The 21,441-nt window shown below is 40.4% G+C and carries 22 protein-coding genes and 2 rRNA genes; 18 read left to right on the top strand and 6 right to left on the bottom strand.

The window, feature by feature from the left end; all coding sequences use genetic code 11:
• The 3 genes from LCL89_RS00005 to LCL89_RS00015 all read left to right on the top strand — a co-directional run.
• Positions 1-94, top strand: a 23S ribosomal RNA gene (locus LCL89_RS00005); the annotation flags it as partial.
• A 93-nt stretch (positions 95-187) separates the two neighbouring features.
• A 5S ribosomal RNA gene (rrf, locus tag LCL89_RS00010) occupies positions 188-301 on the top strand.
• Positions 302-508: 207 nt separating this feature from the next.
• Positions 509-658, top strand: a complete 150-nt coding sequence (locus LCL89_RS00015; protein ID WP_197316764.1) for a GrpB family protein — start codon at positions 509-511, stop codon at positions 656-658.
• A 917-nt stretch (positions 659-1,575) separates the two neighbouring features.
• On the opposite strand, the gene LCL89_RS00020 is transcribed toward LCL89_RS00015, so the two are convergent.
• Complete coding sequence (locus tag LCL89_RS00020; RefSeq protein ID WP_224809489.1) at positions 1,576-2,835, bottom strand: BaiN/RdsA family NAD(P)/FAD-dependent oxidoreductase; 1,260 nt, start codon at positions 2,833-2,835, stop codon at positions 1,576-1,578.
• Between the two features lie 107 nt (positions 2,836-2,942).
• On the opposite strand from LCL89_RS00020, the gene LCL89_RS00025 reads away from it, so the two are divergent.
• Positions 2,943-4,556: a putative polysaccharide biosynthesis protein gene (locus tag LCL89_RS00025; protein WP_224807009.1), complete on the top strand. Its 1,614-nt coding sequence runs from the start codon at positions 2,943-2,945 to the stop codon at positions 4,554-4,556.
• Positions 4,557-4,571: 15 nt separating this feature from the next.
• Positions 4,572-5,294, top strand: coding sequence for a pseudouridine synthase (locus LCL89_RS00030; protein ID WP_197316762.1), 723 nt, complete (start codon positions 4,572-4,574; stop codon positions 5,292-5,294).
• 45 nt (positions 5,295-5,339) lie between these two features.
• Here LCL89_RS00030 and LCL89_RS00035 read toward each other — a convergent pair whose 3' ends face one another.
• The gene (locus LCL89_RS00035) at positions 5,340-5,558 is read right to left on the bottom strand and encodes a DeoR family transcriptional regulator (protein ID WP_197316761.1); all 219 of its coding nucleotides are present in this window, start codon (positions 5,556-5,558) and stop codon (positions 5,340-5,342) included.
• Positions 5,559-5,717: 159 nt separating this feature from the next.
• Between LCL89_RS00035 and LCL89_RS00040 the strand changes: the two genes are divergently transcribed.
• The 7 genes from LCL89_RS00040 to LCL89_RS00070 all read left to right on the top strand — a co-directional run bounded on the left by LCL89_RS00040 (position 5,718) and on the right by LCL89_RS00070 (position 12,900).
• Positions 5,718-6,743: a potassium channel family protein gene (locus tag LCL89_RS00040; RefSeq protein ID WP_197316760.1), complete on the top strand. Its 1,026-nt coding sequence runs from the start codon at positions 5,718-5,720 to the stop codon at positions 6,741-6,743.
• Entirely contained in the window at positions 6,740-8,125 is a 1,386-nt protein-coding gene (gene pepV / locus LCL89_RS00045) for a dipeptidase PepV (protein WP_224807010.1), read from the top strand. The genes LCL89_RS00040 and pepV overlap by 4 nt, the downstream gene beginning before the upstream one ends.
• A 13-nt stretch (positions 8,126-8,138) precedes the next feature.
• A complete protein-coding gene (locus LCL89_RS00050; protein ID WP_224807011.1) occupies positions 8,139-9,320 on the top strand; it encodes an MFS transporter in 1,182 nt (393 codons plus the stop codon).
• Complete coding sequence (thpR, locus tag LCL89_RS00055; RefSeq protein ID WP_224807012.1) at positions 9,317-9,874, top strand: RNA 2',3'-cyclic phosphodiesterase; 558 nt, start codon at positions 9,317-9,319, stop codon at positions 9,872-9,874. Before LCL89_RS00050 ends, thpR begins: the two co-directional genes overlap by 4 nt.
• A 2-nt stretch (positions 9,875-9,876) precedes the next feature.
• The gene (locus LCL89_RS00060) at positions 9,877-10,803 is read left to right on the top strand and encodes an NERD domain-containing protein (protein WP_224807016.1); all 927 of its coding nucleotides are present in this window, start codon (positions 9,877-9,879) and stop codon (positions 10,801-10,803) included.
• Positions 10,804-11,007: 204 nt separating this feature from the next.
• Entirely contained in the window at positions 11,008-11,937 is a 930-nt protein-coding gene (locus tag LCL89_RS00065) for a diacylglycerol/lipid kinase family protein (RefSeq protein WP_224807017.1), read from the top strand.
• Positions 11,938-12,093: 156 nt separating this feature from the next.
• Positions 12,094-12,900, top strand: coding sequence for a phosphotransferase family protein (locus LCL89_RS00070; RefSeq protein ID WP_318245606.1), 807 nt, complete (start codon positions 12,094-12,096; stop codon positions 12,898-12,900).
• A 46-nt stretch (positions 12,901-12,946) separates the two neighbouring features.
• Here LCL89_RS00070 and LCL89_RS00075 read toward each other — a convergent pair whose 3' ends face one another.
• On the bottom strand, positions 12,947-13,099 hold the full coding sequence (locus LCL89_RS00075; protein ID WP_197316754.1) for a hypothetical protein: 153 nt from the start codon (positions 13,097-13,099) through the stop codon (positions 12,947-12,949).
• A gap of 390 nt (positions 13,100-13,489) precedes the next feature.
• Between LCL89_RS00075 and trmB the strand changes: the two genes are divergently transcribed.
• Both trmB and LCL89_RS00085 read left to right on the top strand, forming a co-directional pair.
• The gene (trmB, locus tag LCL89_RS00080) at positions 13,490-14,134 is read left to right on the top strand and encodes a tRNA (guanosine(46)-N7)-methyltransferase TrmB (protein WP_224807025.1); all 645 of its coding nucleotides are present in this window, start codon (positions 13,490-13,492) and stop codon (positions 14,132-14,134) included.
• 68 nt (positions 14,135-14,202) lie between these two features.
• Positions 14,203-15,063, top strand: coding sequence for a YtnP family quorum-quenching lactonase (locus LCL89_RS00085; RefSeq protein ID WP_224807026.1), 861 nt, complete (start codon positions 14,203-14,205; stop codon positions 15,061-15,063).
• Positions 15,064-15,102: 39 nt separating this feature from the next.
• Here the strand turns inward: LCL89_RS00085 and LCL89_RS00090 are convergent, their stop codons facing one another.
• A complete protein-coding gene (locus LCL89_RS00090) occupies positions 15,103-15,420 on the bottom strand; it encodes a PepSY domain-containing protein (protein WP_197316751.1) in 318 nt (105 codons plus the stop codon).
• 153 nt (positions 15,421-15,573) lie between these two features.
• Here LCL89_RS00090 and LCL89_RS00095 point away from each other — a divergent pair, with 153 nt between their 5' ends.
• Together LCL89_RS00095 and LCL89_RS00100 are read left to right on the top strand one after the other, a co-directional pair.
• Positions 15,574-16,641: a M42 family metallopeptidase gene (locus tag LCL89_RS00095; RefSeq protein WP_224807027.1), complete on the top strand. Its 1,068-nt coding sequence runs from the start codon at positions 15,574-15,576 to the stop codon at positions 16,639-16,641.
• A 91-nt stretch (positions 16,642-16,732) separates the two neighbouring features.
• The gene (locus LCL89_RS00100; protein WP_224809491.1) at positions 16,733-17,233 is read left to right on the top strand and encodes a DUF84 family protein; all 501 of its coding nucleotides are present in this window, start codon (positions 16,733-16,735) and stop codon (positions 17,231-17,233) included.
• A gap of 46 nt (positions 17,234-17,279) precedes the next feature.
• On the opposite strand, the gene LCL89_RS00105 is transcribed toward LCL89_RS00100, so the two are convergent.
• Positions 17,280-17,720 (bottom strand): YtoQ family protein, encoded by a 441-nt coding sequence (locus tag LCL89_RS00105; RefSeq protein ID WP_224807028.1) that lies wholly within the window; start codon positions 17,718-17,720, stop codon positions 17,280-17,282.
• A 77-nt stretch (positions 17,721-17,797) separates the two neighbouring features.
• Positions 17,798-19,846, bottom strand: coding sequence for a methyl-accepting chemotaxis protein (locus tag LCL89_RS00110; RefSeq protein ID WP_224807029.1), 2,049 nt, complete (start codon positions 19,844-19,846; stop codon positions 17,798-17,800).
• Positions 19,847-20,033: 187 nt separating this feature from the next.
• On the opposite strand from LCL89_RS00110, the gene LCL89_RS00115 reads away from it, so the two are divergent.
• The gene (locus tag LCL89_RS00115; protein WP_224807030.1) at positions 20,034-21,062 is read left to right on the top strand and encodes a PTS transporter subunit IIC; all 1,029 of its coding nucleotides are present in this window, start codon (positions 20,034-20,036) and stop codon (positions 21,060-21,062) included.
• A gap of 32 nt (positions 21,063-21,094) precedes the next feature.
• Entirely contained in the window at positions 21,095-21,412 is a 318-nt protein-coding gene (locus LCL89_RS00120; RefSeq protein WP_197316746.1) for a thioredoxin family protein, read from the top strand.
• The last annotated feature ends 29 nt before the right edge of the window (positions 21,413-21,441 follow it).

Below are 21,441 nucleotides of genomic sequence, written 5' to 3' on the forward strand. Positions count from 1 at the left end.
AGATCCCTCAGAGACGATGAGGTTGATAGGTCCGAGGTGGAAGCGTGGTGACACGTGGAGCTGACGGATACTAATAGATCGACGACTTATCTATCTGATTTAATCGTTCGTGAAAAGCGTAATTGGTTCAACCGTTGAAATGTTTTCCTTATCCGGTTTTGAGGGTTTACCTCAGAATAAAATACGATGTGGTGGTGAAGGCGAAGAGGTCACACCTGTTCCCATGCCGAACACAGAAGTTAAGCTCTTCAGCGCCGATGGTAGTCGGGTCGATCCCCGTGAGAGTAGGACGCTGCCACATCACAGAAGCCTTTGGAAATATTTCCAAAGGCTTTTTTATATTTGAAAGATACTAATCTTTTCATTTGGAAAACATATCCTACTCCTTTATATTGAAGATAGTAGCTATCTCCATTTTAAAAAAAAGTTTCTGTTCATGCTTGTTGTTGTTATGAAGGTATATCAACAATAGATTTTAACAAAGCCAAAAAATTAAAGGTGGGAGTCGATGTCGAACCATAAAGTGCAACTGATGGACTACCAAGATGAGTGGCCTGAATTATTTGAGAAAGAAAAAACAGCGATTAAAAACAAGGTCGGAAATGAAATTTCAGGGATCGAACATAAAAGAAAGGCTCGCATCTTCCTATGCATTTGAACGATCTACATATACGAAGAAAAAAGGACCCTTTATTAAAGAAATCATAGAGAAAGCAAAAAAAAGAAAATCTCTATGAATAAACATAGACACATTGAACATGCTGTGGAATTCCTATCTTATTCAAAGAGGTGTTATACATGGTGCAGTTGGAACGAAAAAGAAATACATATTTAAATTGGAAGTATGCGATTATGCTCGTATGGATTCCGATAGGGTTTTATTTGGCATCTTTAGGGGAAAGCATCTCTCTATTTCAACATATTCTCTATATATCTATTATCCTTTGGCTGGCATTTGTAGGAATCTTTGGGCTGACAAATTCTTATCAAGCCTTAAGAGTATACGGGTATTTATACATTAGCTGCAGTCTATTATTTGCATTTATGGGACTCGTGTTTATTTGGTAAGCCGTGTTCGGTTAGAGGGTGGTATTGTTTTTTCTTAATAAACAGAGATATCTTTTATGCTGGATCGGCCGCTATTCACTCACATAAAGTTCGGGACGAATGAAGGAACAATATACACACAGCTTGAAGCATAAGCAAAAACCGATAATAAAGTTATTGAGTAAGTAAAGCTTGTGATCCCTTCATTTTCTCGTTATAATTGATGCGAATATATGTTCGGAGGGGTTTCAAATCGAACTTGTAAGATGGAGTTATTCAAGAAGGAAAATGGTGCGGGGCTATTTTGACAAATTCCCTAACTCTACGATTTATTTCAGGAGAATAAGGCGTTTTTATATCGTGTACACGCTGGATTGGCATGCAGATGATCCTATGGTTCAAAAAGAGGATAGAGAAAAAATGCAGGAACTGATTAACCGGGAGTTGGGAAGAGAAAGAGAATATCAACAAAGAAAATCGAGAAGCCTATAATGCTTCTCGATTTTTTATTTCGTCGTTCATTTTATTTTAACCCATGGATTCCCACGCTGCGTGCATCCCTGCCACACGTCCGGTAACCATAGCAGATGTGATATTGTATCCACCTGTATAGCCATGGATATCAAGGATTTCACCACAGAAGTAAAGGCCGTGCATTAATTTAGACTGCATGGTGTTCGGTATGATCTCTTTGATTGAAACTCCTCCACCTGTTACGAACGCTTTTTCAATGGGCTGTGTATCTACAACATGAATGCGGAAGTGTTTCAGGTGGGTTACAAGCGATTGTATCTTTTGATTGGAAATATTGGCAGCTTTTTCTTCATGACTGACTTCAATCAGTTCCAGTAAGTGATCCAGAAAACGTTCAGGAACGATACCCTTCATTACATTTCTGAAGGTTTTTTTCGATTGATCGTTTGTAGACTCTATGATTTCTTGTAATAACTCATTTTCTTTCTTGTCAGGCATAGCGTCAATTTCAATGATTACAGGCTTATGCCCCTTCATAAATTCCTTCACGACGTATTGAGAGCACCTGAGTATCGCTGGACCTGATAAGCCGAAGTGAGTAAATAACATATCCATTCTGTGAGTGACGATTCGTTTGTTTTTTGGGTTCATGACAGAAACATCTACGTCCCGTAAAGACAACCCTTGGAGTGTCTTATTCTTGATAAATCGATCGTTGGAAATGAGCGGTACTTCCGTAGGGAATAATTCTGTTATCGTGTGCCCTGCTTTTTTAGCCCATGCATAGCCATCGCCTGTGCTTCCTGTGTGGGGGACTGCTTTCCCACCCACTGCGATAATGACGGATTTCGTAGTAATCTTTTCGTTCGATTGTAATATGATTTGATGTCCTTCATCCCCATAATGAATCGCTTCTACAGGGGTCTTTTTTCTGATTTCTACATTTAACTCATCCATTCGGTTGAGTAAAGCTTGTACCACGTCTTTGGCTTTGTTACTCACAGGGAACATGCGGCCGTGGTCTTCTTCTTTCAACGCCACACCCAAGCTCTCGAAAAAGTCGATGATGTCATAATTATTGAACACAGAAAAAGGACTGTACAAAAACTTTCCGTTTCCTGGAATATGCTTAATCACTTCTTCTTCCGGCAGTCGGTTCGTTACATTGCACCTTCCTCCACCGGATATGGCTAATTTAGTTCCTAATTTGTTTCCTTTATCTATAAGGAGGGTTTTAACCCCTTGTTCTGCTGCTGCAATGGCAGCCATCAGCCCTGAGGGGCCTCCACCTATGATGGTTACTTGATACGTCATGAGGTTCTTCCTTTCTTTTTCTACCGTTCGATTCATTGTTCTACCCCTATCTATGATAAAATAGATGGGGTCGATTCTACAATGATTATGAAGGTGAAGAAATAAATATGTCGAAGATTTTAAAAGGTACACTACTATTGACTGCAGGAACTTTCCTGTCCAAATTTCTTGGTATGATCTATACTGTCCCATTTGAAAATATGGTGGGAGAGGAAGGAACAGACTTGTTTTCTATCGCTTACATTCCCTATACTATTTTATTGAGTTTATCAAGCATGGGGGTTCCTGTGGCGGTCTCTAAGTTTGTTTCAAAGTATAATTCCTTAGGAGATTACGAAACAGGTCGGAGGATGTTGAGTGCAGGTATAAAGCTGATGGCAATCATGGGCGTCCTTGCTTTTCTATTCCTATTCTTTTCTGCTGAACGAATCGCTATGCAGACGTTTGGCAGTAACGAAGAGTTAGTAAAAGATGGAGCCATGGTTATTCGAATGGTCAGCTTTGCATTACTGGTCATTCCACCAATGAGTATCACACGAGGCTTTTTCCAGGGGTACGAGTCTATGGCTCCTACTGCGGTATCTCAAGTTGTTGAACAGATCGTAAGAATCATCTTCTTGCTTGCCTCAGTATTTGTCATCTATCAGATGTTGGAAGGACCTCTTCCTCAAGCGATCGGGTTCGCTACATTCGCCGCTTTTATTGGTGGTATTGCTTCATGTGTCGTCTTGTATAGGTATTGGCGAAAAAGAAAGCCATACCTGGACCGCCAATTGGAAGAGCAGGAATATACGTACGGCCTTACAACAAAAGAAATGTTCAAAGAATTGTTCAGTTACGCTGGACCATTCATATTAGTAGGGATTGCCACTCCTCTTTATCAAGTGGTGGATCAATTTACTTTCTATAAAGCGATGCAGGCGGCTGGTTTAAGTGAAGAGGCTAAAGGGGCCTTTTCTGCCATTAATTTCTTGAGTCACAAGTTAGTGATGATACCTGTAACATTAGGCATCGGACTCTCTCTTGCCCTTTTACCAGCAATTACTCAATCGTTCACGAAAAATAATATGAAACAATTGAATAACCAGGTGAACCAAGCACTGCAGATTGTCGCTTTGTTGATTATTCCTGCTGTGGTAGGATTATCTGTCGTCGCTATTGAAGCGTATGGAACATTCTATGGTGTAGACAAAGTAGAGTTTAAAGGGAACCTCCTGCGTTGGTATGCCCCAGTAGGTCTTTTCCTGGCTTTATACACTGTTACGTCTTCGATTCTTCAGGGAATCAACCGACAGAATTTTGCGGTCATCAGCTTGGGAACAGGTATTTTATTGAAAATTTCCTTAAATACTTGGTTCATAATGATGTTTGGAGCAAAAGGAGCCATTATTGCAACGGGAGTCGGAGTGGCGGCTGCCGTCATATTGAACTTGTGGAGAATTTTCAGTGCCATTGAATTTTCTTATAAACAATTATATAAACGGACATTACTTGTAATGATCCTTACTGCCATCATGGCTTTGTGTGTGTTCTTAGTGAAATGGCTGATGATGCTGTTCCTTAATCCGATAGAGAATCGTCTGGATGCCTTGGTTGTACTGATTTTCAGCATTGGCACAGGTGGAATTGTGTATTTAGTCCTAATCTATAAAACAACATTGCTCGAACGTCTGTTGGGTGGACGCATAAGGGTTTTGGATAAATTTTTAAAACGAACGTAAAAGGAGGGGACTTATATGAGAATTGATAAATTACTGGCAAATATGGGTTACGGAACGAGAAAAGAAGTGAAAGGGTTGTTGAAAGGCGGAAACGTCAGAGTGAATGGACAACCTGAAAAGAGTCCTAAAACTCACATTGACCCAGAGAAAGATTCGGTTACTGTTATGGGAGAGGAAGTCGATTACCGCGAGTTCATATACTTGATGATGAATAAACCGGGAGATTTGATTTCGGCTACTGAAGACGCACATGATACAACAGTGATCGATATACTGCAGCCTGAGGATTTGGTCTTTGAGCCGTTTCCTGTAGGAAGATTGGATAAAGATACTGAAGGGCTCCTTCTGATTACGAATGATGGAAAACTTGCTCATAAGTTGACCTCTCCGAAGAAGGATGTCGGGAAAACGTATTATGCAGTTATTCAAGGGAAGGTAACCGAAGAGGATGTAAGCTTGTTCACCAAGGGAGTCACCTTGGATGACGGGTATAAAACTAAGCCTGCTGAACTTGAAATTCTTTCATCTGATGAACAATCTGAAATCGAGTTGACGATTACAGAAGGGAAATTCCATCAAGTTAAACGTATGTTCGAAGCTGTTGGAAAAAAAGTCCTCTATCTGCAGCGTATCCGGATGGGGGATCTTGAGTTGGATCCTGACTTGGATTTAGGGGAATATCGAGAATTGACGGATGAAGAAATTGACTACTTATTGTCCATAACAAACTTAGAATAGACAAAAAATCACCCGGATCTATGATTCCGGGTGATGTATTATTATTTATGATATTTTAACTTTTTTTTCAGTAGCAGTCCACTTTCCACGGTGCGGGCTCGAGACCAGACCGTTGTATTCCAAAATGCTCAAATCCCTCTGCATAGTTCGATCCGTGATTCCGAATTGATCAGCGAGCTCATTTGTCGTTACCGGCCCTGTATCTCTTATATACAGGTACACAGCTTTGATACGATTGAGCATGCGGGAAGATGGATGATTCAAAAAACCACTCCTTAATATCAGTGTTTGGAAATTGTGGGCAAGTGACTCTATGAAGTTGATTTCATTTTACAATACTGTCGATAGGTAATCTATACTTATGTTCAGATTTTACAGATAATTCACCGAATTTACATAAAATCAAATGAAGGAGGCGTGCAAATGACAGTTTTAAGAAGGTTTTTCTTTAAAATGGTAAGGCTTAACAACACCGTCCTTTTCATTTCAAGTGCAGTACTTGTTTTACTCAGTTCTATTTTAATCGTTCTTGTGGAAAATGATACATTTCCAACCGTATTTGATGGGTTCTGGTGGGTCATGACCACGGTGACGACCGTTGGGTATGGGGATTATTATCCTCAGACCATGGGCGGTAGACTCATAGCCATTTTCTTGTATATTGTCGGGATAGGATTGGTCGGTGTATTGATTGGGAAAATCATAGATGGTATGGCTGTATTTAGAAAAAAACGTCTGGAGGGTGATATTGTGTACAAAGATAGTGGACATTTCATCATAATTGGCTGGTCACAAAAGGCTGAATTTGCTGTACAGGAAATGTTAGAGACAGATTCTTCTTGTGACATCGTCATTATTGATCAATTAAAGGAAGCGCCGATTCTCAAAGATAATATCCATTACATAAAAGGGGATGGATCAGATCTAAATACGTTGGAAAAAGCGAATGTCAAAGAGGCACGATCTGTACTTATCTTCGCCGATGAGCGGTTAAGCTTTGATCAGATGGTAGATGGAAAAACGTTATTGATTTCCTCTTCTATAGAGGCACTTGCTCCTGAAGTGCATACGGTTGTAGAAATAATGGAAGAAAAACATATCAAGAACTTCATGCATGCTAAGATTGATGAATTTATCGTTTCAAACGAGACGATTTCTTCGCTGGCAGTTCGTTCCGCTTTTCGGAAGGGTGTTTCAAAGATATACGGTCAGCTGTTGAGAAGGTCGGTCGGAGAGGACTTATATCATATCCCCTTGAGAAATCACTGGACTATATATCGGGATGCTTTTCAAGAGTTGTTGGACGAAGGGGCTACTTTGATTTCAGACCGCAATGATTTAGCAATCAATCGGAAGTTAGACGAACCGATTCCAAAAGAAGCAGAACTTTATGCGGTTTGTGATAGACCAACATTTGAAAAAATTGTAGGAAAGGGAGCGTCTTCATGAATATCAAAGATCTTTCTCTGAATTATGAAAGTGAGTTTATAGAAAAGGTGAGTCAACTTTTATCTATACCAAGTGTCTATGAAGAGAGTGACGTCTTTCCATATGGCAGACACATCGATGATGTATTAAATGAAATGCTTTCCATTGCAGAGGCAGATGGATTTGTTACCAAAAATATTGATGGACAGGCGGGTCACATCGAGTATGGAGATGGAGAAGAGTTAATAGGGGTTCTCGGTCACCTTGATGTCGTTCCGGCTGGAGACGGCTGGACCACTCCTCCTTTCAAACCAACAATCAGAGATGGGAAGTTATATGCCAGAGGAGCGCAAGACGACAAAGGGCCGGTCATGGCAGCTTACATTGCTATGAAATTATTGAAAGATCAAGGTTTTCAACCTAAGAAGAGGATTCGTCTTATCGTTGGAACAGATGAAGAACGGGACTGGAAAGGAATGGAGTATTATTTTAATAAAGAAGAAATGCCTTCGTATGGCTTTTCTCCTGATGCATCGTTTCCTGTCATTCATGCTGAAAAAGGACTGCTTGACAGCTATATGACGTTCCCATTCTCATCAGAAGAGAATGAGGACCTTGTAAAGGTGCTCACTTTCAATGGTGGGGATCGTTTGAATATGGTTCCGGATGCAGCTGTAGCAATCGTGAAGTCCAATACGGATATAAGAAGTGATTTTCATAGTTTTTTGGAAGAGGATAAGTTTGAAGGAACGGCAGAAGAAGGAAATGAATCAGGAATCTACAAACTTACTCTATACGGGGAATCGGTTCATGCAAGTAAGCCGGAGAATGGAGTGAATGCAGTTGTAGGGTTGTTGAAATTTTTGAAGAAGGTACGTTTGAGCCGTGGACAAAGTGAGCTGATTCATAAGCTGCATGAAGCGTTCACAGATTCAGCGGGAAGCGGACTTGATTTGAAAATGTCCGACGAAGCCTCCGGTGCGCTTACTTTGAATTTAGGGTCAGTATCCATGGATGACCAGGAATGTAAGGTAGGTTTGAACTTGCGTTACCCAGTTACGTCTGAGGGAGAAAGAATCGTTTCTACTCTTAAGGAATTCACTGAAAATCTGGGAGGAGAGTTTTCTGTTTATGATCATTTGAAGCCTATTTATATGGAAAAAGATCATCCGTTCCTGCAGACACTATTAAAAGTTTATAATGATGTGACTAATAAAAATGAAGAAGCCATAGCAATCGGAGGAGCAACGTACGCCCGTTCTCTAAAATCAGGGGTGGCATTCGGTGCCCTGTTCAATGACAGCCCTGACACAGCTCATCAAAAGGACGAGCATGTGAGACTTTCTGATATGATGACGGCAATCCAAATATACGCTACTTCTTTGTACGAATTAACGAAATAGAGAGGTCGACAATATGGCTAAATCAACGACAGAAAAAACATACCGCTTCATTCAGATGTTTTATTTATTCGCATTTTTTGGATTCGGTGCTCTCTTTCCACTGTTGTCCGTATATTTGGAACAGGAAAAAGGCCTGAATCACACTCAAATCGGAATCGTATTATCAGCTCTTCCTTTATTGACCATATTTATGCAGCCTATATGGGGAATGATCAGTGATTATACAAGACGGCCTAAACTTCTTCTGATAATTGCTGCGCTTGCTGCATCAATGTTTGGGCTCATCTACCCATGGATGCAGATATTCCCCACCCTTTTAATCGGTATCATCTGTCTTGCTATGTTCCAATCGGGAATCGTTCCTTTATCAGATAGCTTGTCATTGAGTTTTGTGCAGAAAAACAATAAAGAGTATGGAAACATCCGCTTATGGGGCGCAATCGGATTTGCAGTTGCGGTTTTTGTCGTTGGACGTGTAACCGATCACACCGGCTCTTTAAGCTGGATTTTTTACTTTTTCTCACTTGCTTTATTTCTTTCCATAATCTCATTGCTTCAATTTCCTAAAAGAGCGGATGAGGTTTCAGTTTCCTTTCGAACAGGGTTGAAGATTTTAATCAAACAAAAGCCTTTTTTACTTTTCTTAGTGTCGACCTTTTTAATTTTTGGACCGGTATTGGCAAATAACTATTATTTTGGAACGTTCATACTATCGGTCGGGGGAACGTTATCAGGAGTCGGTCTGGCATTTTTGCTGGCGGCTGGAAGTGAAGCCCCTTTCATGAAGTTTTCTCAACAAATCATCAATCGTTTCGGAATCATATTCGTCATTATTTTCAGTGCATCTGTTTCCTGCGGACGTTGGCTGCTCTATTATTTCGAACCCTCATCCGAAGTAGTCTATGCAACTACCATTGTCCAGGGTATATCGGTGGGTTTGTATATTCCTGCCGCTTTACTCCTTATACGTGAGCTCGCCCCTGATGACGTCCGTGCGACAGCTGTCGGTATCTATTCGGCTGTGGGCAATGGACTTGGGAATGCTGTATTTACTTTTCTTGGGGGAGTCGTCATTGACTTCTGGGGTGTAAATGGGATGTATGGATTTTTCTCAGGAATGACTTTCTTAGGAATTTTACTTGTTTTTAAAGTCAATAGGTGGACAAATTCTTCCAGGAAGGAGTTGACAGCATGAGTCATTACTTTATTGGAATACGTGTCAGCGAACAAATTAAAGATAGTCTGATTCAATGGCAGAAAAAATTGGCAGAATCGTTGGAATATAAGGTATGGACATCACCAGAAGACTTTCATATCACGTTGAAATTTTTAGGTTCTGCTTCAGAAAAAGACGTGGAAACCTATAAAAAGAAGTTGGAAGAACAACATTGGCCTCACCCATTCTGCCTCCAGATCGGTCCGGCTGGCTACTTTGGGAATAAAGAACAGCCACGTGTTTTTTATGCTGATGTAACAAAAGAAGCTCCATTGATGGAAATCAAAGAAAAAGTTGAAGAGATTGGGGAAGCATTAGGGTTTCAAAAGGAAAAACGAAACTACCACCCTCATGTCACCATAGCTAAAAAGAACCTGGGGGGAGAGTCTCCACTTGTGGCCACAGGAGAACCATCCATTTTTCAGGATACTTTTGAACTCAAAGTCTCTTCTTTTTCGATATTCCAAATACATCCAAAGCGTTTCAATAAATATGAGGTTGTCTCTGATATTCCTTTGAAAGGAGAAAGGTAATATTGGCTCAATTGATAAAACTGAGCGATTACATTTCCAGGTATGAATCGAATATCTATCAGTATCCTTCGCAGTATATTCGATTGAAGAAACAAAACTGGAAAAAAATCCATCACTTATTTATGCAGGGGGCCTTGGAACAATCCTATGGAGAAGCTGCTGCTGAGGAAGGCCCGCTTGAGAAAAAAAAGCTTAAAAAATTGTTTCAAAGGCAAAAGGAAGAGGAGTCCGGAAACCGACAAGCCTCACACCAAAGAGAACGAGCCCAGCCTCAAGACATCCATGAATTGAAACAGTACTTTTTAAATGGATTGTACCCTTTTCAATTGAAATGGGCATCTACAACATTAAGAAAGAAGTCTTTTGTAGACCGTGTCTATTATAGCGATGAACGCCTGATGTATTACCTTCAAAGGTTCCCTGATACATATTTTGTCATGTACGAACCTACCGTTGAAATCAAGAAAGCGAAGTTGGAAGCAAACACCATATTGATCGGTCCTTTAGGAATTGAAATCATTCACTATTTAGACATGCCGATGGGGACAATCGTCCATCCTTCAAATAATCATAGTTGGCATATTGAACAGAACGGCATTGGGTCGAAAATCCTGAATCCTCTTCTTGCGCTGAGGCGGACGGAGACCTATGTGAAAAGTGTACTTCAAACCTATGACCTGGATTTTCCTTATAAAAAAGTTGTGTTAGCACCAGAGCTTTCCTTTAAAGAAGTGCAAACACCTTATATGACAGAATTTATTGGACGAGAGCAGTATGACACATGGTTTCAAAAGAAACGGAAAGACGGGTCTCCTTTAAAACATCTTCAGCTGAAAACAGCAGAGTCTTTATTGAAGCATTGTCACACGTCCGCCATCAAAAGACCAGAATGGGATATTGAAGAAGAAAGTACATATGAAGAGTGGTAAGATTTATAGCTAAAGCTCGGAGTTTACTCTGAGCTTTTTCCCGTTTCGCACCGCTGCCTCTGCCTCTTCTCTGTTTTTTTCTTACAAAATTGCTAACTTTACTGTCTCCTCTATTCACGGTGGATGTATGGAAAAGAGAAAGACAAACGTATGTTTTACCAGTATAATAGAATAATAATGGACTTTCGTTAGGAGTAATGCTTATTGTACATCGTCATCATCAATCCAAATGCAGGTTCGGGGAAAGGGAAGCAATTATTCGAGCAGTTAAAAGAAGATGAATTATTCAAAAAGAAGAATTGCCGGACGTTCCTGACTGAATACGAAGGGCATGCGGAGCGTGTTGCAGAGCAAGTTGCTGCCATTCACCATGATGTTATCAAATGTGTCATTGTTATCGGAGGAGACGGAACTTTATATGAAGTTTTAAACGGCTTAAGAAAGCATTCCAATATTACTATTGGGTTCATCCCTGTCGGTACCGGTAATGATTTCGCACGAGGGATTGGTCAGTCCGACAAAGGGGTGGATCTTTTCAGGAAGTTGATTACATCCTCAGAGAAAAAGATGATTTATACTGGAAAGTTTTCCAACAGGCAAAGCAGCCAACAGAGAACTCGTTTATTTATGAATTGTATAGGCTTTGGGCTTGACGGGTATGTAGCTTCGTATGCCAACCGTCCTTCATTCCGGAGATGGATCAAACGGTTTCGTGTAAGACCATTCACCTACCCGATCGCATTGGTAGTAAGCTTGATGAACTATAAACCGATTGAAATGGATATGGAAATAGATGGTGTTAAAAGGTCGATTAAGAAATCTATGATGGTCACTATTTCTAATTCTCCTTATTATGGTGGAGGGATGAACATTGCACCCGGGGCAGATATCAGTAAACCTTATTTCCATGTACTCATTGTCGGACCGATTTCAAAATGGAAGCTGCTATTATTATTTGTAACCGTGTTTTTTGGAAAACACACGATCTTCAAGGAAGTCACTCAAATTAAGGCGAAAAGTGTAAAAATATCTTCACCTCATCCGTTGGTGTATCAGGTGGATGGGCAGGTAGGAAGCTGCTCTGAATGCACCATACAAACAGGGGAGCATCAAAGAGCGATTTTGATCGGATAAAAGTTATTTCTTGAAAGTTAGTAGAAAAATAAGTTAATCTAATTTAAGGTGAGTGAATTGTACGGGAAATGCGCTTTGGAACATGACCAAAGTAGTATATAATAGTATTTAGATAAACGACATGAAGAAATCACAGGAAGATTTGAGGAATTGAAGGTGAATTGGTTGGAACATATACTTGGAAATGATTGGACGGTTACACCAGCAGGCGGCTCTACAGGAGAAGCATATTATGCTCAGACAGAGGGGAAACGTTTATTTCTAAAAAGAAATTCGTCTCCATTTCTTGCTGTGCTCTCAGCCGAAGGAATTGTGCCCAAGCTTGTTTGGACCAAACGTTTAGAAAATGGAGATGTGATTACAGCTCAAGAGTGGCTTGAAGGCAGAGAATTGAAGCCTGAAGAAATGAAGCATCCACGTGTGGCCGCTCTATTGAGTAAAATCCATCATTCCTCAGAACTGCTGGATATGTTGATGAGGCTTGGGAAGCATCCCTTATCACCTGATGAAGTGTTGAAAGACCTGATTGAAAATCAGAAATATATTGATCGTGTGGATTCTAGAATAGAAATTCATAAAGCAATCAAGTTCCTTGAGAACAAGGTTGATAATATCCACCATGATAAACATGTCGTATGTCACTGTGATACCAATCACAACAACTGGTTATTATCGTCATATAATCAACTTTACTTGATCGATTGGGATAATGCCATGGTTGCAGATCCTGCTCTTGATTTAGGAATGCTGCTTTATTCTTATATTCCTGAAGAAGATTGGGAGAAGTGGTTGATGGAATACGGAATTGAGCCAAATTCTCACTTATATGAACGGATGATCTGGTATGCAACCTCTCAAGCTTTATCTTTCATTCAATGGCATCAAATGAGGGGCGAATATGAAGAAGCTGACGTCCGCACAGAAAAGCTTAAAAAAATGATGACGGAACATGGAATCATATGAGCTTAAAAAAACAACCATCGGTCAGCCGATGGTTGTTTCTTTATTATTATGAGATTGTAGGTGTATATTTAAGTTTTTTCTCTCTGACTTCTGAACTCATTTTTTCATTCAACTTCTCAAACGGGTAAATGAACATCGCATAACCGGCAAATAGCAAGGAGAACGTAGCAAGAATCAATGTTTCAAGAATCATTTTCATGGATTTAAAAATCCCTCCGTTTCAATATCAATGCACGTATACTATCTTATCTCGGAAAACGCTTACAACCCAACCCTTCAATTATCTTATATTTGTAGGTAGAAGACAGATATATACGTTGTAAAAGAAATAACTTCCATATCATTACCTTAAGGTGGATTTATGTCTGTATGCGCGTGGATGCATAGATTTTTATAAAAAGTTTTAATTACAATCGACTTCATGGTAACATTTTAACGATAAGTTTTCTGAATCAAGTGTTGAAGTGATATGAGCAAGGAAAGTCAGCTGGTCAGACGAGTGATAGGACCCTGACTTCGTATAGATGGGGAATAAAAGCCATTTGCGTCATTTAACATAGCTGAACGATATGAAGGAGGAATTAGGAACATGCGTTTACGAAATAAACCTTGGGCAGACGATTTTATGCGTGAGAACGATCATATCGTCGTTCAAGAGCCGTTTGAATGGAAAGGGAAGTGGAATAATCAGTTCAATAAACCAGAGCAGCCGCTTCACCTGGAAATAGGCTCAGGCAAAGGCCAGTTCATTGCTGGGATGGGAAAGCAGCATCCGGAAATAAATTTCATCGGAATCGAGATTGTCAAAAGTGTGATTGTCGGTGCCTTGAAAAAAGTGAAACAGGCTGAGACGGATAATGTCCGGTTGGTGAATGAAAATGCTGAAGATCTCAGAGAAATGTTTGAGACGAATGAAGTGGATCACATTTATTTGAACTTCTCAGATCCATGGCCCAAAAATAGACACGAAAAAAGAAGGTTGACTTATCACACTTTCCTTGACCAATACAAAGAAGTTCTAAAACCAGGCGGAGAAATCACGCTTAAGACAGATAATAAAGGGTTCTTTGAATATTCAATAGTCAGTTTTTCACAATATGGAATGATTTTAGAAGACGTTTCCGTCGATTTGCATGCAGATGAAGATCCTCTGAACGTACCTACTGAGTATGAAGAGAAGTTTTCTGCCAAAGGACAGCCGATTTACAGATGTAAAGTAAAATTCACAACATGATAGCGTTTACAATAGCTCTGGTCTGTATGGTAGACTAGAGCTATATTTGTAACGGAGGAGTGTTGACTGTGGAAATGATGGAAATTGGCCGCGCGAAATTAACTTGGCTGAATGGTGGAGTTACCCATATGGATGGGGGAGCTATGTTTGGAGTCGTACCGAAGCCTTTATGGAGTAAAAAATATCCCGTCAATGAGAAGAATCAAATTGAATTGAGAACCGACCCGATATTATTGGAGTTGGATGGCAAAAAAATATTGATAGATTCCGGTATGGGAAATGGGAAAGTGAACGAGAAACAGAAAAGAAATTTCGGAGTAAAGGAAGAATCGTCCATTGATCTTTCTTTGACAAAATTAGAGCTTTCTCGTGATGACATTGATCTTGTGCTCATGACTCACCTCCACTTCGACCATGCCTGTGGGCTTACTATGTGGCAGGGGGAGGATCTTGTTCCTGCTTTTCCTAATGCTGAGATCTACACCAGTTCGACGGAGTGGCAGGAGATGAGAAATCCGAATATACGTTCCAAGAACACCTATTGGGAATCGAATTGGAAACCGATTGAACATCAAGTACATACCTATGAAGATTCAAAAGAAATTCTACCCGGACTTCAAATGATTCACACAAGTGGTCACAGCGATGGTCATTCCATCATCGTATTTGAGGATGAGGAAAAACTTTTTATCCATATGGCAGATATTATGCCGACTCATGCGCACCAAAATGTCCTTTGGGCGCTCGCTTATGATGATTTTCCAGTCACGTCTGTACATGAGAAACAAAAATGGATGAATTATGGATATGAAAGAAAAGCCTGGTATACGTTTTATCATGATGCTTACTACCGAGCATTAAAATTCGATACCAATGGCGAAATCCTTGAGAAAGTTGAGCGGGAAACCTACTCATACAATCAAGGATAAAAAAACTCCCTGTCCTAGGAAGGACAGGGAGTTTCAAGTTTATGCAGTTGTTTCTGCTACATCGACGATTGTTCCTGTTTCTGTATCGATGTAAAATTCAAATTGTGATGTCTCACCATCTTGATTTTTGGAAATTCCTCCACGATAAACATCGTAGTTTATTCCGTTTTTGTTCAACTCTTCTGGTTTCATGTAAATCCATGAACCACTGATAGGTCCCTGCTTCTTAAATGCTTCTTTAGCGATTTTCAAAGCCTTTTCGGGTGTAACCCCTTGCTTGTTGCTGATTTGCTCTTTGACTACATAGCCTGCCAATGCTCCTACACCAGCGGCGATCGCTACTTTTTTCCAATTCATCAAACCATCACCTCAAAACATTTATTTCTAATATTCAGTATACTAAAAATTCCCGATAAAAGGAAATGTAAAACATAACTATCAGATAAGTAGAAACGGTTTCAAAAGTCCGTTAAAATAGAAGAAGACGCATAAAAAGGAGATGTACATAAAATGAATACAGAAACAAAAAATCTTTTTAAGACGTTAACAGAACTGCCAGGCGCACCTGCTAATGAACATTTGGTCCGTCAGTTTATGAAGCAGGAGCTTGAGAAATACTCAGAAGAAGTCGTCCAGGACCGCCTTGGCGGAGTGTTTGGTGTACGTAATGGAAAAGGGCCGACAGTCATGGTTGCAGGGCACATGGACGAAGTGGGATTCATGGTGACTCAAATCACTGAAAATGGTATGCTTCGCTTCCAACCATTGGGAGGGTGGTGGAACCAGGTCATGCTCGCTCAGCGGGTGCAGGTGATCACAGATCAAGGTCCGATCGTTGGTGTGATCGGTTCAATCCCTCCTCACAATTTGACACCGGAACAAAGAAAGAAACCGATGGAAATCAAAAATATGATGATAGATATCGGTGCTGATGATAAATCGGATGCTGAATCAATCGGCATCAAACCTGGCCAGCCGATCGTTCCGATTTGTCCGTTCACTCCAATGTCCAATGAGAAGAAAATTTTAGCAAAAGCGTGGGACAACCGTTATGGGTGTGGATTGGCGATCGAATTACTGAAAGAGCTTCAAGGAACAAAGACGCCGAATAAACTGTATTCCGGTGCCACTGTCCAGGAAGAAGTGGGGCTACGTGGAGCTCAAGTAGCAGCAAACATGATTGACCCAGACATTTTCTACGCATTGGACGCTTCACCGGCCAACGATATGAGTGGAGATAAAAAAGAGTTTGGCCAATTAGGCAAAGGAGCGCTTTTACGTATATTAGATAAATCTATGGTCACTCACAATGGAATCAGAGATTTTATTTTAGATACGGCTGAAACACACAACATTCCATATCAATATTTCATCTCTCAAGGTGGTACGGATGCAGGACGTGTCCATACAGCAAATAATGGGGTTCCATCAGCTGTAGTCGGCATTTGCTCCCGATATATCCACACATCTTCTTCGATCATCCATGTCGATGATTATGCGGCAGCTAAAGAGCTTCTTGTCCATCTTGTCAAAACAACAGATCAAAATACGGTTGACCTGATCAGACAAAACGTATAATATTTTGAAAGTCACGTGTAGCTGGTGTCAGCACACGTGACTTTATGCTATGATTATCATTAATGAATATAGGAGAAAGGTGCATAGTATGGTGAAAATTTATGTAGGTTCTCAAAACCCTACTAAGATTGACTCTGTAAAGCGGGTATTTTCTGAATATGAAGTCATTGGTATGGACGTCGAGTCCAAGGTAGCTGCACAGCCTTTCTCAGACGATGAGACTTTGGAGGGTGCAATCAACCGAGCTCGTGAATGTGCCTTTTTTGATAAATGTGATTTAGGCATAGGGTTGGAAGGCGGGGTCATGGAAATTGAAGGTGACCTTTACCTATGCAATTGGGGTGCATTAGTAGATAGTAAAGAAAATGTCTATACCGCAAGTGGTGCCCGCATCCCTTTACCAGATGAAATAAAAGCGGATTTAGAAAAAGGTAAAGAGCTTGGTGAAGTCATGGATGAATTTGCCAACAAAAACGATGTGCGGAAAAATGAAGGTGCGATCGGTATCTTTACTAATGGAAGTATCCAACGTGAAGAAATGTTTGCACATGTAGTAAAGCTGCTTCGCGGCCAATGGGAATTACAACAGTAATATTGAAAAAGGTGCAGCCCCTTTTTAAGAAGGGCTGCACCTTTTTTTACTCAAAGATGTACGCTAGTACTTCTAAGGCTTGATCAATCGTCTCCACGGTTACATTTGCCTGATTTGATAGTTCTTTCAAAGGATGTACGAGAGATTCTGGTCTAATTAAAATCAAAGGTTTTTTTAGTTGAATCGCTGCACTCGCATCCATTGCTGTATTCCACTGCTTATATTTCTCTCCAAACAATGCAATTACTGCGTCAGACTTCTGTAAAAGGACTTCTGTCCTGAAGTTGTTGATGCTTGAAGCAGCATCATCGCGGTGGATGGAGTTCGGTTGTTCACCAAGGATGTCTTCTCCGATATTGTCCGAGCGTTCATGATTTTCTTGAGGTCCTACGAAATGAAGAGGTAAATCCTTCTGCCTTGCTTTTTCTTTCAATTCATTTCTCCAGTCATCATGAATTTGACCAGCTAAGTATACAGTTAACTCCATTAATAAACCTCCTAAAAATCCGGATAATTCCAGTATGGTATTTTGCCAGGTTTCTGTCCAGTCTTAAGTGGGCGTAGTCAAGAAACGCGTTCTGTGTTTTCAAAGTACCTGGAGGGCTCTTCGTCTATCTGAGTATCAGCATCATCTGATTCTTTGATATTGAATTGACTTACTTCTGAAGAAAGTTCCTGGGACAATGCTTGTAAATTCATAGATGATTGATTCACTTGTTCAATGGAATGGACTTGGTTCTCACTGGAAGCAGCTACTTCCTCAGCTGTCGCTACTGCCTGTTCAGAAATGATGCTGATTTCTTGTAAACGTTGTTTTACCTCATCATTCAGTTCCTCAGCGTTGTAGACTGCCTCGGTCACTTGAACAATTTCTTTATTGATATCTTTGACATGTTCAGTGATTTTGTGGAAAGAAGATTTCGTTTGTGTGACTGCGTCATTCTGGGTTTCTTTGAAAACATTGAATTCTTCTGCTTCTTTATTCAATTGTTCCATTTGTGAAGACATGTTCTCAACCAATATTTGAATGCTTTGCGCTTCATTTTTTGACCGTTCTGCAAGTTTTCTTACTTCGTCAGCTACTACAGCGAAACCACGTCCGGCATCCCCCGCTCTCGCTGATTCAATAGCTGCGTTCAAGGCAAGAAGGTCAGTATTATCCGCTATGCTTTCTATCGTTTCTACAATCTTTCGGACTTCTTTAGATTGTTGAGCAGCCATACTCACTTCTGACGACATATGTGTAGCTAATTGAATAAAGGAACTGGAAGTATGCTCAAGACGATTGACGGTGTTCAAGCCATCATGACTAACCTTTTCAGCTTCATCCAGCTTCTTGCCGATATCCATTGCAGCCGACTTCGTATTATCTATTGCTTCTGCCACTTGACTCATAAATGAATGGCTCTCTTCTATTTTATGAGCTTGATCCTGTGAGCCGATGGCAACCTGATTGATTGCCTCATTCACTTCTTCTGCCTGCTCTGTTGTTTGATCTGATACTTCGGTTAATTGTTCAGAAGAGGTATTCAAGATACCAGTCGCTCTTAAAACTTTTTTTACTGAGTTTTCCATTCGTTCTGCCATATCATTGAAATGCTCTGCCAATTCTGCCATTTCATCTTTAGAATGGGTGTGGATCCGGTGTGAAAGGTTACCGTCCCCTATAGTAGACGCCCCTTCTTTTAAAGTCATGATAGACTTAGAAATCGAACGAGTAAGCAATGTGCCTGTAATGTATAAGGTTAATAAGATTATTACTCCTAAGATTGCAAGAAGGATGAAAATTCCCTGCTTCAAATTATCCTGTGATTCTGTGTTTTGAGCAAGGAGGTCTTCAGAAGTAGTTTTAACAAGATTCACTTGTTCAGTTACGTTAGAGGCAATACCTTCGAAAGAAGTGCGGATATTTTCTGCCTGGTTGTATGTATTATTCATTGAAGTCAACGTCTGTCCGTATTTAAGCAGGGTGCGGTCAAGAGCTTGAGATTCTTCTGTACTTAAAGCGAGTGATTGAACCGATGTCTTGAATTCGTCTGCACTTTGTTTGAATTCATTTAAGTTTCCTTCAGAAGGGGCGTTCAAAAAGGCTTGCTCATTGATTTTTAATTCAAGTAACTTACTTTTCAGACCGGAGTCCCCGACCGTTGTGATAAGAGAATTGAATTCTTGGTAAGATTGATTTATGAACTTATACATCCCTTCATCGTTTGAAAATCCAACGAGCTTATACATATTGACTAATGGGCCTAATTCATTTATGTAATTCTTTGTACTTTCATTTATGTTTGAGAACTGGCCTGCGATTTCAGGATGAGTCTCATATTTCTCGGCGTAAATGGAAGAAGCCTTGTTTACCGTTTGAATCGCTTCTTTAACACCTTCAGCGTTGTCCTGGTTTGGTTGGCTGAAGAACTGGTTTTGAAGCTGCATGGTGCTTGTCATCAACTGCATTATTTCCTGACTATCTGTAAAAGCGCTTTGCAGTGTGTGGCTCTTTTCTGATAAATGGGCTTGTTTATTAATGAAGAATGTAGAAAAGCCGATCAAAACCAGTATACCTACCATGGATAGGTAAAGGATAAAGCGCACCCTGCTTTTTATTGAATGCATATAATTCCCCCTTTAAATTTTCAGAAATTTCGCTTGCATTCCACAATTATAGAACTTTCTGTTTTAGAACACAATAGAATGAAAACGATAACTGAACCTGTGAATTTATGAACAAATATATTTTCAGTGTGTTTACAGCTGTAACCATTATGTATAAAATTAAGTAGATGAAAAGGGGGACATTTGCGTGAAGGCCTTTTTAGAGAAAAAAGGAGTACATATTACTGTACAAGCATATTTGATCACCGCTTTAAGTTATATGGCATTAGGATTATTTTCTTCTTTAATTATCGGATTGATCATGAAAACGATTGGTGAGCAGGTTCAACTTGGGATGTTGTCGGGATCCCTTATTGAAATGGGAACGTTCGCCATGGATACGAAAATTTGGGGAGGGGCTATAGGTGCTGCAATTGCATATGGTTTAAAAGCGCCACCCCTCGTCATATTCGCTTCGTTGTTCAGTGGTGCGTTTGGAGCTGAGGCAGGAGGGCCTGCCGGTAGTTACATAGCAGCATTGATTGCCACTGAATTTGGTAAACTGGTAAGTAAGGAAACCAAGATTGATATCATTTTGACGCCTTTTGCCACTATTATGGTTGGATTCTTCATAGGGTCGTTTATTGGAGCACCTATTGGTGGGTTCATGACCGGGCTAGGAACGATTATTAATTGGGCGACCCTGCAGCAGCCGCTGATTATGGGGATTGTAGTTGCTGTATTGATGGGGCTGGCATTGACAGCTCCCATTTCAAGTTTAGCCATCGCTTTAATGTTATCACTTGAAGGAATTGCTGCTGGAGCTGCTACTGTCGGTTGTGCGGCCCAAATGATTGGGTTCGCTACGATCAGCTACAGGGATAATGGATTTGGAGGCTTTATTGCACAAGGAATCGGAACCTCTATGCTTCAGGTGGCTAACATCGTGAAAAAGCCGATTATTCTGCTGCCTCCTACCATAGCTGGAGCAGTTTTGGCACCATTTGCGTCTGTATGGCTGGCTATGGAAAATAATGCACCGGGAGCAGGAATGGGTACGAGTGGGTTCGTCGGGCAAATCATGACCTTTGAGTCGATGGGCTTTTCATGGCAGATTGCTGGTACCATTTTGGTATTACACATCCTTGCCCCTGCAGTCATCAGTTATATAGTCTATTTGGGACTTTTGAAAAAAGGGTTGATTCAACCAGGAGACATGAAGATTGATTATGAGTGAGCCTGTGCTAAAATGATTGTGGAGGTGACCTCATGATTACTTTAGAATCTGATAAACAGTTAGAGGAACTGATACAGGAACAACCCACCATTTTATTATTTTCAGCAGATTGGTGCCCTGATTGCCGGGTCATCGATCCAGTGCTTCCAGAGTTAGAAAGAAAATTTGACGGATGGACGTTTGTCTATGTCGATCGGGATCAATTCATCCATATTTGCTCAGAGTATGATGTATTTGGAATACCAAGTTTCATCGCTTTTAATGAAGGTGAGGAAGTTGGCAGATACGTTGGTAAGGAGAGAAAAACGCCTGAACAAATTGAAGAATTCTTAACGAAAGTAAGCAAATGAACGAGCTGTGCGACTGCACAGCTTGTTTA

The sequence above is a fragment of the Halobacillus yeomjeoni genome, assembly GCF_020171525.1.
Taxonomy (GTDB): Bacteria; Bacillota; Bacilli; order Bacillales; family Halobacillaceae; genus Halobacillus; species Halobacillus yeomjeoni.